We start from the raw sequence: 14,567 nt of genomic DNA on the forward strand, positions 1-14,567 counted from the left end.
GGAATCACCGCAGAACTCGAAATCCACACTCAGCTCTCGCGCAGATGCCGTGGCCGCAAGCCCAGCGCCAGCTGCGCCATCACGTAGGTGAGCCCGCCACTGCCAACCAGCACCGCCAGCCAACCGATCCGCTGCCATTTGTCCATCCCGGTGAACGACGGCAACCACCACAACAGGCCCAACAGCACCACGCCCATCGCCGCACACGCCAGCGCCAGACGCAGCACATAGCCGCCCCAGCCCGGCCGGCGCTGGTACACGCCAGATTTGCCCAGCCAATACCACAGCAACCCCAGGTTGAGATAGCTCGACAGCGCACTGGCAATTCCCAGCGCCAGGTGCAGCCCCGGCTGCTTGCCCAGCGCCTGCATCACGCCCTGCGCCTTGAGCTCGGGCGGCACCATGAGCTGGTACAGCACTGCCAGCAACACGACGTTGAAGACCATATTGGCTACCAGCGCCGCCACGCCGGCGCGCACCGGGGTGCGGGTATCCTGGCGCGCATAGAACGCCGGCAGCACCACCTTGAGCATCGCGTACGCCGGCAGGCCGAAGCTCAGCCCGTACACCGACATCGCCGTCATCCGGGTATCGAAGGCAGTGAACTGGCGGTACTGGAACAACGTTGCCACCAGCGGCTCGGCCAGCAACAACAACCCCAGCATCGCCGGCATGGCGATCAGCAAGGTGGTCCGGAAGCCCCAGTCCAGTGCGCCAGAAAACGCGGCGCGGTCGGTCTTGACGTGATGCCGCGCCAACGCCGGCAGGATCACCGTGCCCAATGCCACGCCAAACACGCCCAGCGGCAGCTCCAGGAAACGGTCGGCCAGCGACAGCCACGACTGCGAGCCGTCGATCAGCCTGGCGGCGATGACGGTGTCCAGCAGCAGGTTGATCTGCGCCACCGAAGAGCCGAACAGGGTCGGCACCATCAGGGTCAGCACCTTGCGTACGCCCGGATGCCGCCAGCCCCAGCGCGGCAGGGTCAACAGATGGATGCCTTTGAGCGAAGGCAGCTGGAACAGCAACTGCAGCATGCCCGCCGCCAGCACCGCCCAGCCCAGCGCAAGGATCTGTTTCTCCGGCGTCCCGCCCAACCGCGGCGCCAGCCACACCGCCCCGGCGATCATGCACAGGTTGAGGATCACCGGGGTCAGCGCCGGCATGGCGAACTTCTGGAAACTGTTGAGCGCCCCGCCAGCGAGCGCGGTCAGCGAGACGAACAGCAGGAACGGGAAGGTCAAACGAAACAGATCCACCAGCAGGCCATGCTTGGCCGGGTCCGTATCCACTCCACTGGAGAACAGCGTGGCCAGCTGCGGGGCGAAGATCAGTGCCAGCGCGGTGACCAGCAGCAGCACCCCGCCCAGGGTACCGGCCACGCGCGCCATCAGCTCGCGCAGCTCCGCATGCGGGCGGGTCTCCTTGACTTCGGTAAACACCGGCACAAAGGCAGTGGCGAAGGACCCTTCGGCAAATAGCCGACGCAGGAAATTGGGGACCCGGAAGGCCACCCAGAATGCATCGGTCACCGCATTGGTGCCGAACGTAGTGGTGATGACCTGGTCACGTACCAGCCCCAGCACCCGCGAGACCATGGTCATGCTGCTGAACGAGAGCAGACCCCTCACCATGCGGGGTGTGCTCATGGGTGATCCCTCTTGACAACTGACTTGACGTACATATCTGGGTCCATCATACTTTCGCGCTTGCTTTTTCCACCACACCGATTTTTCAGGAAACCACCACCGTGGCCAATATCAAGTCCGCCAAGAAGCGCGCCAAGCAGACCGTTGTGCGCAATGAGCGCAACACCGGACAGCGCTCGATGCTGCGCACCGCCGTCAAGAAGGTGATCAAGGCCCTTGACGCCAACGATGCTGCAGGCGCCGAAGCCGCTTTCGCCGTTGCACAGCCGATCCTCGACCGTTTCAGCGCCCGCGGCCTGATTCACAAGAACAAGGCTGCCCGTCACAAGAGCCGCCTGACCGCGCGCATCAAGGCCATCAAGGCCGCGTAAGCGATCAGCTGCAACGTCGCCGGAAGCCTGGCTTCCGGTGGCACAGAAAAACCCGGCCTTGGCCGGGTTTTTTGTGTGTGCGTGTGCGCACTCAGCCTGCATTGCGTGCCTCGAGCTCGTCCTCGCGCTGACGATCGAAGAACGCCATCACGTCCTTCATGATCGGGAAGGTGCCGTCGCGGCCCAGCGCCGAGACCAGATACCACGGCGCCGTCCAGCCCAGTTCGGCCACGATGGCCTCGGCAGCGGCGCGCGCCTCGTCCTCGAACATCAGGTCGGCCTTGTTGAGCACCAGCCAGCGCGGCTTCTTCAGCAACTCGGGATCATGCCGTTCGAGCTCGCGTTCGAGGGTGCGCACCTGGTCGGCCGGCGACACACCGTCCACGCCACCATCCATCGGCGCCATATCCACCAGATGCAGCAGCAGGCGGGTGCGCTGCAGATGGCGCAGGAACTGCGTGCCCAGGCCGGCGCCATCGGCGGCACCCTCGATCAGGCCCGGCACGTCGGCGATCACGAAGCTGCGATAGGCCTCCACACTGACCACGCCCAGATTCGGATACAGCGTAGTGAAAGGATAGTCGGCCACCTTTGGCGTCGCCGAGGACACCGCGCGAATCAATGTGCTCTTGCCGGCGTTAGGGAAGCCCAGCAGGCCCACATCGGCCAGCAGCTTGAGTTCCAGCTTCAGCAGCCGCTCCTCGCCCTCTTCGCCGGTGGTGGACTGGCGCGGCGCGCGGTTGACCGAACTCTTGAAATGCATGTTGCCCAGACCGCCCTTGCCGCCCTTGGCCACCAGCAGGCGATCGCCGTGCTGGATCAGGTCGCCGATCACTTCGTCGGTCTGTACATTGATGACCACGGTGCCGACCGGCACCACGATGACGCGATCCTCGCCACCCTTGCCGTAGGCCTGGCGGCCCATGCCGTTCTCGCCGCGCTGCGCCTTGAAGGTGCGCTCATGGCGGAAGTCGACCAGGGTATTGACGTTCTCATTGGCCACGATCCACACGCTGCCACCGGCACCCCCATCGCCACCATCCGGCCCACCCAGCGGAATGAACTTCTCGCGGCGAAAGCCGACACAGCCATTGCCGCCATTACCGGCGGTGACCAGGATTTCTGCTTCGTCGACTAACTTCATGGGATGACAACCGGGAATGGGGAATGGGGAATGGGGAATCGGCACAGCGAATGTCCGCCTCCTGCCAGCAAGACGGCTCGCCGGCATGGCTGCAGAATCCGGTCGGGGTGCAGAACCGCTTTTCCGATTCCCCATTCCCGATTCCCGGCCTTCAAACGCAAAACCCCGCCGAAGCGGGGCTTTCCGTCTCGTTCGCCGGGCAGCGATGCCTGACGGACTGGCCTGCATGGCGCGGGCGATTACGCCTCGGCAACCACGCTGACGGTGCGACGCTTCTTCGGACCCTTGGTGGAGAACTCCACCTTGCCGTCGACCAGCGCAAACAGCGTGTGGTCACGACCCAGGCCGACGCCGGCGCCCGGATGGAACTGGGTGCCGCGCTGACGCACGATGATGTTGCCGGCGTCGATGGCCTGGCCACCGAAGATCTTCACGCCGAGGTACTTCGGGTTGGAATCGCGACCGTTGCGCGAGGAACCTACGCCCTTTTTATGTGCCATGACTGGTTCTCCTTACTTCTTGTCGCCACCGGCGATGCCGGTGATCTCGATTTCGGTGTAGTGCTGACGGTGTCCCTGACGCTTCATGTGGTGCTTGCGGCGACGGAACTTGATGATGCGCACCTTGTCGGCGCGGCCGTGGGCCACGACCTTGGCGGTGACCGAGGCGCCCTTCAGCGCATCGCCCAGCTTGATGCCATCGCTGTCGCCCAGCATCAGGATGGTGTCGAACTTGATCTCGTTGCCTGCTTCGACTTCGAACTTTTCCACACGGAGCGTTTCGCCCTGCGCGACGCGGTATTGCTTACCGCCGGTTACCAGAACTGCGTACATGACCAGGTGTTCCTCTGTAGTTATTATGGTCGCCTGACTTGCCCATGGGGCAGACAGGAGCGGGATTGTACTGGCCTAACGGGTTTCGGGTCAACCCGCAAGCACCGCTGCGGCAGCAGGCCCGACCCGGGCCGTGGAACGCATCATCCGGCCGCCACAACGGCCCCGGCAGACTGGCATTTGGGGCAATTGCCCTCATCTAGGTCGGCGGGTAGGCTGATCGACTGCCACTCATTCCTGCTGAGCACGCTCGCATCACCGCCGGTTCGCCGGCCCGACATCGGATCCCCCATGGCGATGGATTTCATCCGCATCCGCGGCGCGCGGACGCACAACCTCAAGAACATCGACCTCGACCTGCCTCGCGACAAACTGATCGTGATTACCGGCCTGTCCGGCTCGGGCAAGTCGTCGTTGGCGTTCGACACCATCTACGCAGAAGGCCAGCGCCGCTACGTCGAGTCGCTGTCGGCGTATGCGCGCCAGTTTCTCAGCGTGATGGAAAAGCCGGACCTGGACCACATCGAAGGCCTGTCCCCGGCCATCTCGATCGAGCAGAAGTCCACCTCGCACAACCCGCGCTCCACCGTGGGCACCATCACCGAAATCTACGACTACCTGCGCCTGCTGTACGCACGCGTGGGCCAGCCGCGTTGCCCGGACCACGGCTTCCCGCTGGAGGCGCAGACCGTCAGCCAGATGGTCGACCACATGCTCAGCCAGGACCAGGAACAGCGCTACATGCTGCTGGCGCCGGTGATCCGCGACCGCAAGGGCGAGCATGCGCAGGTGTTCGAACAACTGCGCGCGCAAGGCTTCGTGCGCGTGCGCGTGGACGGCGAGCTGTACGAGATCGATGCGGTGCCAGCGCTGGCACTGCGCCAGAAGCACACCATCGAAGCGGTGATCGACCGCTTCCGTCCGCGCGAAGACATCAAGCAGCGCCTGGCAGAAAGTTTCGAAACCGCGCTCAAGCTGGGCGAAGGCATGGTGGCGGTGCAGTCGCTGGATGACCCGGCTGCAGCGCCGCATCTGTTCTCCTCCAAGTACAGCTGCCCGGTGTGCGACTACTCGCTACCGGAGCTGGAACCGCGGCTGTTTTCGTTCAACGCGCCAGTGGGCGCCTGCCCGAGCTGCGATGGCCTGGGCGTGGCCGAGTTCTTCGACCCGGACCGGGTGGTGGTGCATCCGGAGCTGTCGTTGTCGGCCGGTGCGGTGCGCGGCTGGGACCGGCGCAATGCCTACTACTTCCAGCTGATTGCCTCGCTGGCCAGGCACTACAAGTTCGACGTGGATGCGGTGTGGAATACGCTGCCGGCCAAGGTGCGCCAGGCGGTGCTGTTCGGCAGCGGCGATGAGGTCATCAACTTCACCTACTTCACCGATGCGGGCGGGCGCACCACGCGCAAGCACCGCTTCGAAGGCATCCTGCCGAACCTGGAACGGCGCTACCGCGAAACCGAGTCGCCGGCCGTGCGCGAGGAGCTGACCAAGTACGTCAGCCAACAGCCCTGCCCGGCCTGCAACGGCACCCGCCTCAATCGCGCCGCACGCAATGTGTTCGTGGCCGATCGCCCGCTGCCCGAGCTGGTGGTGCTGCCGGTCAACGAGGCGCTGGGCTTTTTCCAGGGCCTGTCGCTGCCGGGCTGGCGTGGCGAAATCGCGGCCAAGATCGTCAAGGAGATCGCCGAGCGGTTGGGCTTCCTGGTCGACGTGGGCCTGGATTACCTCACCCTGGAGCGCAAGGCCGACACCTTGTCCGGCGGCGAAGCGCAGCGGATTCGATTAGCCAGCCAGATCGGCGCCGGCCTGGTCGGCGTGATGTATGTGCTGGACGAACCGTCGATCGGCCTGCACCAGCGCGACAACGAACGCCTGCTGGGCACGCTGACCCGGCTGCGCGACCTGGGTAACACCGTGATCGTGGTCGAACACGACGAAGATGCGATTCGCCTGGCCGACCATGTGCTGGACATCGGCCCCGGCGCTGGCGTGCATGGCGGCGAGATCTGCGCGCAAGGCACCTTGAAGGACATTCTGGAATCGCCACGCTCGCTGACCGGGCAATACCTGTCGGGCAAGCGACGCATCGAGATTCCCAAGCAACGCCACAAGCCCAACCCGAAGATGATGCTGCATCTACGCGGGGCCACCGGCAACAATCTCAAGAACGTCGACCTGGATATTCCGGCCGGGCTGCTGACCTGCATCACCGGCGTGTCCGGCTCGGGCAAGTCCACGCTGATCAACGACACCTTGTTCTCGCTGGCCGCCAACGAGATCAATGGCGCCTCGCATCCGGTGGCGGCCTACCGGGAGATCGAGAATCTCGACCTGTTCGACAAGGTGGTGGATATCGACCAGTCGCCGATCGGGCGCACGCCGCGCTCCAACCCGGCCACCTACACCGGACTGTTCACGCCGCTGCGCGAACTGTATGCCCAAGTACCGGAAGCGCGCGCACGCGGCTATTCGCCCGGGCGTTTCAGCTTCAATGTTCGCGGCGGTCGCTGCGAAGCCTGCCAGGGCGATGGCCTCATCAAGGTGGAGATGCACTTCCTGCCGGACGTGTACGTGCCCTGCGATGTGTGCCACGGCAAGCGCTATAACCGCGAGACGCTGGAGATTTTGTACAAGGGCTACACCATCAACGACGTGTTGCAGATGACCGTGGAAGATGCACTGTGCCTGTTCGAACCGGTGCCATCGATCGCGCGCAAGCTGGAAACGCTGGTGGACGTGGGCCTGAGCTACATCAAGCTGGGCCAGAGCGCGACCACCTTGTCCGGCGGCGAGGCGCAACGCGTCAAGCTGTCCAAGGAACTGTCGCGGCGCGATACCGGGCGCACCCTGTACATCCTCGACGAGCCGACCACCGGCCTGCATTTCCACGACATCGAAGCCTTGCTCGGCGTGCTGCACAAGCTGCGCGACGAGGGCAACACGGTGGTGGTGATCGAACACAATCTGGATGTCATCAAGACCGCCGACTGGATCGTGGACCTGGGCCCGGAAGGTGGCCACCGCGGTGGCACCGTGCTGGTGTCCGGCACGCCGGAAGACGTGGCTGCCGAACCAACGTCCTATACGGGACACTTCCTGGCCAAGATGCTGCCGTCGGTGACGGCGCGCCAGACGCGTCCGGCCGCCGTGGCCAACAAGCCCGACGCGCGCCCGCCGCGCAAGGTCAAACCGGAGAAGGTGGCCAAGGTCGCCAAGTCCGCCACCAAGAAAACTGCGAACAAGAAGGCAAGCCGATGAGCGAACACAAGGTGCTGGCACGCGTCCCGATCAGCGTGCGCTGGCGCGACATGGACAGCATGGGCCACGTCAACAACGCCAAATACATTTCCTACCTGGAAGAGGCGCGCGTGCGCTGGATGTTGGGCGTGCAAGGCGTGTCGATGACCGACCCGATTGCACCGGTGGTGGCGGCGACCAACGTCAACTACAAGCGCCCGCTGGTCTGGCCCAACGATATCGTGGTGGAACTGTTGGTCGAACGCCTGGGCAGCAGCAGCATCACCATCGGCCACCGCATCGTCGACCAGAAGGACGACGCCGTGCTGTATTCGGACGGCAACGTGGTGGTGGTGTGGATCGACACCCAGACCGGCAAGAGTGCTGCACTTCCGGACGCGGTGCGCAGCGCCTGCAGCTGAGCCAGAACGGCACTGCCGGCAGGCGTGACCCGACCTCAAGGAGTTCCGAATGAGCATCCAGATCCTGGACCATGGCCGTCTGCGCGAGCTGCGCCTGACACGTCCGCCGGTCAATGCCTTGGACAGTGCGCTGTGCCAGGCGCTGGGCGCGGCGGTGCGACAGGCCGGCAGTGAAGCCGATGGCATCGTGCTGTCGGGCGGGGAGCGGATCTTTTCCGGCGGCATGGATGTGCCGCAACTGCTGGCGCACGGCACCGACCGCGCCGCGCTGCTGGCCAGTTGGACGGCGTTCTTCGACGCTGCCCAGGCGCTGGTTAACAGTCCGATTCCAGTGGTGGCGGCGATCGGCGGGCATGCGCCGGCCGGTGGCTGCGTATTGGCGCTGTGCTGCGATTACCGGGTGATGGCGCGCAGCGCCGACACCGCCAAACCGTATGCGATCGGCTTGAACGAAGTGCAGGTGGGCCTGGCGGCACCGGAGGGCATCCAGCGCCTGCTGCGCCGGGTAGTGGGCGCGCACCGTGCCGAACGCCTGCTGATCGCCGGGCAGCTGCTGCCGGCCGAACAAGCGGTGCAGATCGGCCTGGTGGACGAACTGGTCGATGGTGAACTGGTCACCGCGCGCGCGGTGGCCTGGCTGCACGCCCTGCTGCAGCTACCGCGCCAGCCGATGCTGGCCACGCGCGCGGTGGCGCGCGCGGACCTGCGCGCGGCACTGGCCCCGGAGCTGATTCAACTGGAGCGCTTCGTAGATGGCTGGTACGCCCCGGATGCGCAGGCCGCGCTGCACCGCCTGGTGGCGCGCCTGCACAAGGCCTGAGCGCGGCCACGCCACGGGCGAGCGCCCGGCGGCCCGCTATAATCGCGGCCCATCGCACGCCCCAGGCCAGCCCCTTGTCCGCCAACGCCGAACCCGTGGTCTCCGAACTCATCAGCCTGTTGTCGCTGGAGCGCCTGGAAGACAACCTGTTTCGTGGCCAAAGCCGCGACATCGGCACCAAATACGTGTTCGGTGGCCAGGTGCTGGGCCAGGCGCTGGCGGCAGCGCAGGCCACGGTGGACAACGGCCGACAGGCACACTCGCTGCACGCCTATTTCCTGCGTGCCGGCAACATCGACCACCCCATCGTCTACGACGTCGACCGCACCCGCGATGGCGGCAGTTTTTCGGTGCGTCGGGTCACCGCGATCCAGCACGGCAAGGCGATCTTCTTCTGCGCGGCCTCGTTCCAGGAACACGAAGATGGCGCCGAACACCAATCGGCGATGCCGGTGGTACCACCGCCGGAAGACATCGAGCCTGCGGCCGCCCTGGCCCCGGAGGTCCTGGCCAGGCTGCCGGCCAAAGTGCAGCGCTGGCTTTCGCGCGGTGGCCCGTTCGAGTTTCGCCATGTGTTCCCGCGCGACGAACTCAAGCCGCCCAAGCGCCCGCCGTTCCAGCAGATGTGGCTGCGCCTGACCGATCCCATCGGCGAGGACGTCGGCCTGCACCAGGCGCTGCTGGCCTATGCCTCGGATTTCCAGCTACTGGGTACCTCCACATTTCCGCACGGCATCAGCTACTACACGCCGAATGTGCAGATGGCCTCGCTGGATCACGCACTGTGGTTCCATCGCCCGTTCCGCACCGACGACTGGCTGCTGTACGCGCTGGACAGCCCCACCGCGCAAGGCGCGCGTGGCCTGGCGCGCGGTCAGTTCTTCACGCGCGACGGCGTGCTGGTGGCCAGCACCACGCAGGAAGGGCTGATCCGGGTGGTGCCCGATGGCAGCGCCGCCGCCGTGCCGGCCACGCGGTAAGCGCCAGCGCGCCACAGATACCGGAGGGGCGCCTGGGCACCGCATCTCCCGAACCGCTAGAAGGTACGCAACGCCAGCCTTCACCTTGCGGGCTGCACGGACCGCACGCTTGCCTGCATGCCCGTGAAGCGCACGCGACCATTGGCACTTCCCCGCATTCCCGCTACGCATCTTGAACCGGCGTCGCAGTGGCGCCATCTGTTCCGGACCCAACGGCGTTTTCCACCATGCGCAAGATCTTCAGCAGTCAACGTATCGAAACCGCCGAAGGCGTGGCCAACCTATTGCGCGATGCCGGAATCGATATCCGCATCAGCAATGGCCGCTCCTATCAGAGCAAGCGCGGGGGCCAGTTCAGCTACCTTGAACAGGGCAATGCGCAGGCACACCCCACGGTGTGGATCGTGCACGCCAACGATCAACCGCGCGCGCGCGACCTGCTGCGCGACGCGCGGTTGCTCGATACTACCCGCCGCGATCTGCCAAACGTGGAATACACCTTTCGCGAAGGCGAAAACGGCTCCAGCGCCAGCGCGCGCAGCCGGGCCTGGCGCATCCGCCTGGTATTGCTGCTGGTGATCGGCGCGGTGGCCATGGTGGTGGTGATGCGCCATCGCAACGCACCGGCGCCGGGGGCGCAACCAGCTCCCGCCGCGTCGCAGCCCTCGCCGCATGCAACGCCACCGGCAGACGAGGACGAGGTACGCGTGCGGATCCAGCCGGCGCGCTGAACCGGCGGGTTGCGGTGACCAGGCCTCATGCAGGACGCTCGCTGGCACTGCGGCCAACGCATCACCTGCGCTGCAAGGCGCTCACCGGCACGCCAGTAGAAACGGCCCCCTGCTTGCGCAGGAGGCCGTCGGTCGATCGGCGCCTTGTTAACCTGTTGCTATCGCTCTACTGCTTGCTGACGGGCGGCTGCCCCGGCTGCGACAACACCGCCGGGATACGGCTGGGCGTTGCCGGCATCAGTTGCTCGCTGCAGGCCTGGCCGGCAGTGGATGCTTGCCATGCCCGCCGGGCTCGCCCGGACCCTGCTTGCCACGCAATTTCGAAGCCGCATCGAACTCGGCCTTGCTCAGCTTGCCGTCCTTGTCGGTATCGGCCTTGGCAAACCACGCATCGCGATGCTGCTGCATGCGCAGCTCACGGTCGGCACGATCGATAAAGCCATCCTTGTTGACGTCCATCTGGTCGAAGCGCGCAGCGAATTTCGGATCGGCCTTGGCCTCCTCGCGGCTGATGCGCCCGTCCTTGTTGGTGTCGAACTTGGCCAGCCACGCGCCGCGACCTTCGCGCCCGGGGCCACGGTGGCGCGGGCGCTCATCGCGCGAGAGCTTGCCGTCCTTGTTGGTGTCCAGCGTGTCGAACTGCGCGGCCAGCGTCGGGTTGGCGGCCGCTTCACCGCGATCGATCACGCCATCGCCATTGCTGTCGAGTTTGGCGGCACGCGGCGCATCGCCGGATCCCGGCGGCGTGGCGGCGACGACTGCGCCGGTGGACAGCGCGGCCAGCACGGCCAGGGCAAGAAAGGGTTTGCGGGACGTCATGAGACACTCCTGATCTGTGGGAACCACACGCGGCACCTGCATGGGCCGCATCGCGTGGGTGGCGCCGCCGGATCCACCGTGCGCTGCCACCAACACCCACATCAACGTGCCGTCAGCGCGTGCGTTGACGCCGGCATCGGCCGTATTCATCCGGCGGACAGTCGCCGCTGTTGCGACGCGCAGGCGCTATCCTGCGCGCATGGCCATCCACGCCGACACCCGCGACGACCTGCGCCTGTTCCAGACCGGCGAGCATCCCTGTGGCTACTGGTCGGACCGCCAGGCGCGCGACCTGGTGCTGGACCCGCACGACCCACGACTGGGAACACTCTATCCGCAGGCCCTGGCATGGGGATTCCGCCGCTCCGGCGATCTGGTCTACCGCCCGCATTGCGAACGCTGCCGCGCCTGCGTGCCGGTGCGCATCGCGGTGGACGCGTTCCACCCTGATCGCAGCCAGCGCCGCTGCCTGGCGCGCAACCAGGACCTGGTGGTGCGCGTGGTTGCCGCCGAACGCAGCGACGAGCAGCTTGCGCTGTACCGTCGCTATCTCACGCACCGCCATCCCGGTGGCGGCATGGACGCGCATGGCGCCACCGAGTTCGATCAGTTCCTGATCGGTGGCTGGTCGCACGGGCGCTTCCTGGAAATCCGCCAGGCGCCTGTCGCGCATGGCCCTGGGGAATTGCTCGCCGTGGCGGTCACCGATGTCACCGAACACGCCCTCTCGGCGGTGTACACGTTCTATGCGCCCGAGGCGGCTGCACGCAGCCTGGGGACGTTCGCCATCCTGCAGCAGATCCAGTGGGCACAGCGCGAGCGACGCGCACATGTCTATCTGGGCTACTGGATCGACGGCCACGCCAAGATGCACTACAAGCGCCGCTTCAACGCGCTGGAAGCCTACGACGGCCGCCACTGGCGTGGATTGCCTGCCAGCGCGCCGGCCCCGTGAGCCGCCAAACGGCGCCATCGGCCTGTCGCATTGGCCATGCGAGAATCGGACGATGATAAAGCCCTTCCTGCTGCTCGCGCTGACCGCGCTGTGCGCCGCCTGCAACCATCGCGTGCCTTCCTCCACGACAACATCCGACCCATCGCCCGCCAAGCCGGCGACAGCGCCACTGCGCATCGCCACCTATAACACTTCGTTGTATTCCAACGAAGCGGGCGGCCTGATCGCCGAACTACAGGGCGACAGCGCACATGCGCGCAAGATCGCTGCCGTGCTGCAACGCGTACGCCCAGACCTGGTGCTGCTCAACGAATTCGATTTCGATCCGCAGCACCGCGCCGCCGATCTATTCCAGCAACGGTATCTGCAGGTGGCGCAGCCGGGTGGTGGCACGCCGTTGCGTTATCCGTACCGGTATCTGGCACCGGTCAATACCGGCGTCCCGAGCGGATTGGACCTGGACAACAGCGGCCGCGTCGGTGGCGATGGCCGCAGCCGCGGCAACGATGCGTGGGGCTTCGGCCTGCATCCAGGCCAGTACGGCATGCTGGTGCTATCGCGGTATCCCATCGATGCGCAGGCCGTGCGCAGTTTCCAGCTCTTGAAGTGGAGCACGTTGCCGGGTGCACTGCGGCCGATCGATCCGACCACGCGGACCTCGTTTTACAGCGACGCGGTCTGGGCGCAGCTGCGGCTATCGTCCAAATCGCATTGGGACGTGCCGGTACGCACGCCGCTGGGCGTGGTGCATGCGCTGGTGTCGCACCCTACTCCACCGGTGTTCGATGGCGCGGAGAAACGCAACGCCGCACGCAACCACGATGAGCTCGCCCTGTGGCGCGCGTATCTGGACAACGCGGACGACAGCCGGCGCTGGCTGTGCGACGACAACGGAACCTGCGGCGGCCTGCCTGCCGATGCGCGCTTTGTCATCCTGGGCGATTTGAACAACGATCCGGTCGATGGCGCCGGCCGCCACCAGGCGATCCGCGCGCTGATCGATCACCCGCGCGTTCTTCAGTATCCCGCTCCGCTCAGCATCGGTGGTCCGGAAAAGACCGCCCACTACGCCGCGCAAGGGATCACGCACGCCGGCGACCCGCACCAGGTCACCGGCGACTTCGGCCCGCAGGCCGGCACCATGCGCCTGGACTACGTGCTGCCGTCACGCCAGTTCAGCCTGGCTGGAAGCGGCATTTTCTGGCCGGCAAGCAGCGCGCCGGAAGCGGCGATTGCCGATGGCAGTGACCATCACGCAGTGTGGGTGGATGTTGTTTGGTAGCCGGGAGTGGGGATTCGGGATTCGGAAGGGCGAGTTCCTGGTCCGTCTACGTTTTTCGCACTTGCCTGGTAGGCCGACGCAGGCACGTGCGGCGATCAGCCCTGCAGCTGGATCGTCAACGCCGCAGCCGCCACGCGCGCCTTCTCGCGTGCGTCGTCGATGCTGCCGGCACGCGCCAGCGTCACGCCGACACGGCGGTGGCCATCCACGCGTGGTTTGCCGAACAGGCGCAGCGCGGTGTCCGGGTCGCGCAGCGCATCGGCAACCGAGTCGAACACAGGCACACCGTTGCCATGCGCCAACAGTGCGCAAGAAGCCGACGGGCCGCCCTGGCGGATCACACCGCCGTCTTCTGCGCCGACCGGCAGGCCGAGAATCGCGCGGGCATGCAGCGCGAATTCGCTCAGGTCCTGCGAGACCAGCGTGACCAGCCCGGTGTCGTGCGGGCGCGGCGAGACTTCGCTGAACCACACCTCGTCGCCCTTGACGAACAGCTCCACACCGAACAGGCCCCAGCCACCGAGGTCGTCGGTGATGGCTTTTGCGATCTGTTGCGAGCAACGCAATGCGGCGGCCGACATCGGCTGCGGCTGCCAGCTCTCGCGGTAATCGCCGTCCTGCTGCCAGTGGCCAATGGGGTCGCAGTACGAGGTGCCGCCAGCGTGCCGCACGGTGAGCAAGGTGATTTCGTAATCGAAGTCGATGAAGCCTTCGACAATGCAACGGCCGGCACCGGCACGCCCACCGGTCTGCGCGTACTCCCACGCGGCATCGATATCGGCCTCGCTGCGCAGCGTGCTCTGGCCCTTGCCGGAGGAGGACATCACCGGCTTGACCACGCAGGGCAGGCCAACCGCAGCGATCGCCTCGCGATATTCGGCAGCGGTGTCGACGAAGCGGTATGGCGAGGTTGGCAGACCCAGCGTTTCGGCGGCCAGACGGCGGATGCCTTCGCGGTCCATGGTCAGGCGTGCGGCGCGCGCGGTGGGGATGACCTTCTGGCCCTGTTCGCGTTCCAGCGCCACCAGGGTTTCGGTATGGATCGCCTCGATCTCCGGCACGATCAAATGCGGCCGCTCGCTGGCGATCAGCGCGCGCAGTGCCACGGGGTCGAGCATGTCCAGCACGTGCGAGCGATGCGCCACCTGCATCGCCGGCGCATGCGCATAGCGGTCGGCCGCGATCACCTCCACACCGAAGCGCTGCAGCTCGATCGCCACTTCCTTGCCCAGTTCGCCTGAGCCCAGTAGCAGCACGCGGGTGGCGGAAGGCGACAACGGAGTGCCAAGTGTGGTCATGGGGCGTTATCCGGATCGAAGGG

14 protein-coding genes are annotated in these 14,567 nt (G+C 66.0%); 8 read left to right on the forward strand and 6 right to left on the reverse strand.

Annotated elements, in window-relative coordinates; all coding sequences use genetic code 11:
* Positions 1-29: 29 nt before the first annotated feature.
* Complete coding sequence (murJ, locus tag XcuCFBP2542_RS03160; RefSeq protein WP_104602165.1) at positions 30-1,634, reverse strand: murein biosynthesis integral membrane protein MurJ; 1,605 nt, start codon at positions 1,632-1,634, stop codon at positions 30-32.
* A gap of 116 nt (positions 1,635-1,750) precedes the next feature.
* On the opposite strand from murJ, the gene rpsT reads away from it, so the two are divergent.
* Positions 1,751-2,020, forward strand: coding sequence for a 30S ribosomal protein S20 (gene rpsT, locus XcuCFBP2542_RS03165; RefSeq protein ID WP_002807888.1), 270 nt, complete (start codon positions 1,751-1,753; stop codon positions 2,018-2,020).
* Positions 2,021-2,111: 91 nt separating this feature from the next.
* Here rpsT and obgE read toward each other — a convergent pair whose 3' ends face one another.
* The 3 genes from obgE to rplU all read right to left on the reverse strand — a co-directional run bounded on the left by obgE (position 2,112) and on the right by rplU (position 3,997).
* Positions 2,112-3,164, reverse strand: coding sequence for a GTPase ObgE (gene obgE / locus XcuCFBP2542_RS03170; RefSeq protein WP_104602166.1), 1,053 nt, complete (start codon positions 3,162-3,164; stop codon positions 2,112-2,114).
* A 239-nt stretch (positions 3,165-3,403) separates the two neighbouring features.
* A complete protein-coding gene (gene rpmA / locus XcuCFBP2542_RS03175; RefSeq protein ID WP_003484326.1) occupies positions 3,404-3,664 on the reverse strand; it encodes a 50S ribosomal protein L27 in 261 nt (86 codons plus the stop codon).
* Between the two features lie 12 nt (positions 3,665-3,676).
* Positions 3,677-3,997 (reverse strand): 50S ribosomal protein L21, encoded by a 321-nt coding sequence (gene rplU / locus XcuCFBP2542_RS03180; protein ID WP_104602167.1) that lies wholly within the window; start codon positions 3,995-3,997, stop codon positions 3,677-3,679.
* Positions 3,998-4,288: 291 nt separating this feature from the next.
* Here rplU and uvrA point away from each other — a divergent pair, with 291 nt between their 5' ends.
* The 5 genes from uvrA to XcuCFBP2542_RS03205 all read left to right on the forward strand — a co-directional run bounded on the left by uvrA (position 4,289) and on the right by XcuCFBP2542_RS03205 (position 10,190).
* Positions 4,289-7,258: an excinuclease ABC subunit UvrA gene (gene uvrA / locus XcuCFBP2542_RS03185; protein WP_104602168.1), complete on the forward strand. Its 2,970-nt coding sequence runs from the start codon at positions 4,289-4,291 to the stop codon at positions 7,256-7,258.
* Positions 7,255-7,659: an acyl-CoA thioesterase gene (locus tag XcuCFBP2542_RS03190; protein ID WP_104602169.1), complete on the forward strand. Its 405-nt coding sequence runs from the start codon at positions 7,255-7,257 to the stop codon at positions 7,657-7,659. Before uvrA ends, XcuCFBP2542_RS03190 begins: the two co-directional genes overlap by 4 nt.
* A gap of 49 nt (positions 7,660-7,708) precedes the next feature.
* Positions 7,709-8,479: an enoyl-CoA hydratase/isomerase family protein gene (locus XcuCFBP2542_RS03195; protein ID WP_104602170.1), complete on the forward strand. Its 771-nt coding sequence runs from the start codon at positions 7,709-7,711 to the stop codon at positions 8,477-8,479.
* Between the two features lie 74 nt (positions 8,480-8,553).
* Positions 8,554-9,459 carry an acyl-CoA thioesterase II gene (gene tesB, locus XcuCFBP2542_RS03200; RefSeq protein ID WP_104602171.1) on the forward strand — a complete coding sequence of 302 codons (906 nt, stop codon included), beginning with the start codon at positions 8,554-8,556 and terminating at the stop codon, positions 9,457-9,459.
* A 227-nt stretch (positions 9,460-9,686) separates the two neighbouring features.
* Positions 9,687-10,190, forward strand: a complete 504-nt coding sequence (locus XcuCFBP2542_RS03205; protein ID WP_104602172.1) for a putative signal transducing protein — start codon at positions 9,687-9,689, stop codon at positions 10,188-10,190.
* 237 nt (positions 10,191-10,427) lie between these two features.
* Here the strand turns inward: XcuCFBP2542_RS03205 and XcuCFBP2542_RS03210 are convergent, their stop codons facing one another.
* The gene (locus XcuCFBP2542_RS03210) at positions 10,428-11,159 is read right to left on the reverse strand and encodes an EF-hand domain-containing protein (RefSeq protein WP_211292969.1); all 732 of its coding nucleotides are present in this window, start codon (positions 11,157-11,159) and stop codon (positions 10,428-10,430) included.
* On the opposite strand from XcuCFBP2542_RS03210, the gene XcuCFBP2542_RS03215 reads away from it, so the two are divergent.
* Positions 11,050-11,964, forward strand: a complete 915-nt coding sequence (locus XcuCFBP2542_RS03215; protein ID WP_104602173.1) for an arginyltransferase — start codon at positions 11,050-11,052, stop codon at positions 11,962-11,964. The genes XcuCFBP2542_RS03210 and XcuCFBP2542_RS03215 overlap by 110 nt on opposite strands.
* A 22-nt stretch (positions 11,965-11,986) precedes the next feature.
* Positions 11,987-13,246: an endonuclease/exonuclease/phosphatase family protein gene (locus tag XcuCFBP2542_RS03220; protein WP_425477979.1), complete on the forward strand. Its 1,260-nt coding sequence runs from the start codon at positions 11,987-11,989 to the stop codon at positions 13,244-13,246.
* Between the two features lie 95 nt (positions 13,247-13,341).
* Here the strand turns inward: XcuCFBP2542_RS03220 and purT are convergent, their stop codons facing one another.
* On the reverse strand, positions 13,342-14,544 hold the full coding sequence (purT, locus tag XcuCFBP2542_RS03225; protein WP_104602175.1) for a formate-dependent phosphoribosylglycinamide formyltransferase: 1,203 nt from the start codon (positions 14,542-14,544) through the stop codon (positions 13,342-13,344).
* Positions 14,545-14,567: the final 23 nt, after the last annotated feature.

The sequence above is a fragment of the Xanthomonas cucurbitae genome, assembly GCF_002939885.1.
In the GTDB taxonomy this organism is placed as follows: Bacteria; Pseudomonadota; Gammaproteobacteria; order Xanthomonadales; family Xanthomonadaceae; genus Xanthomonas; species Xanthomonas cucurbitae.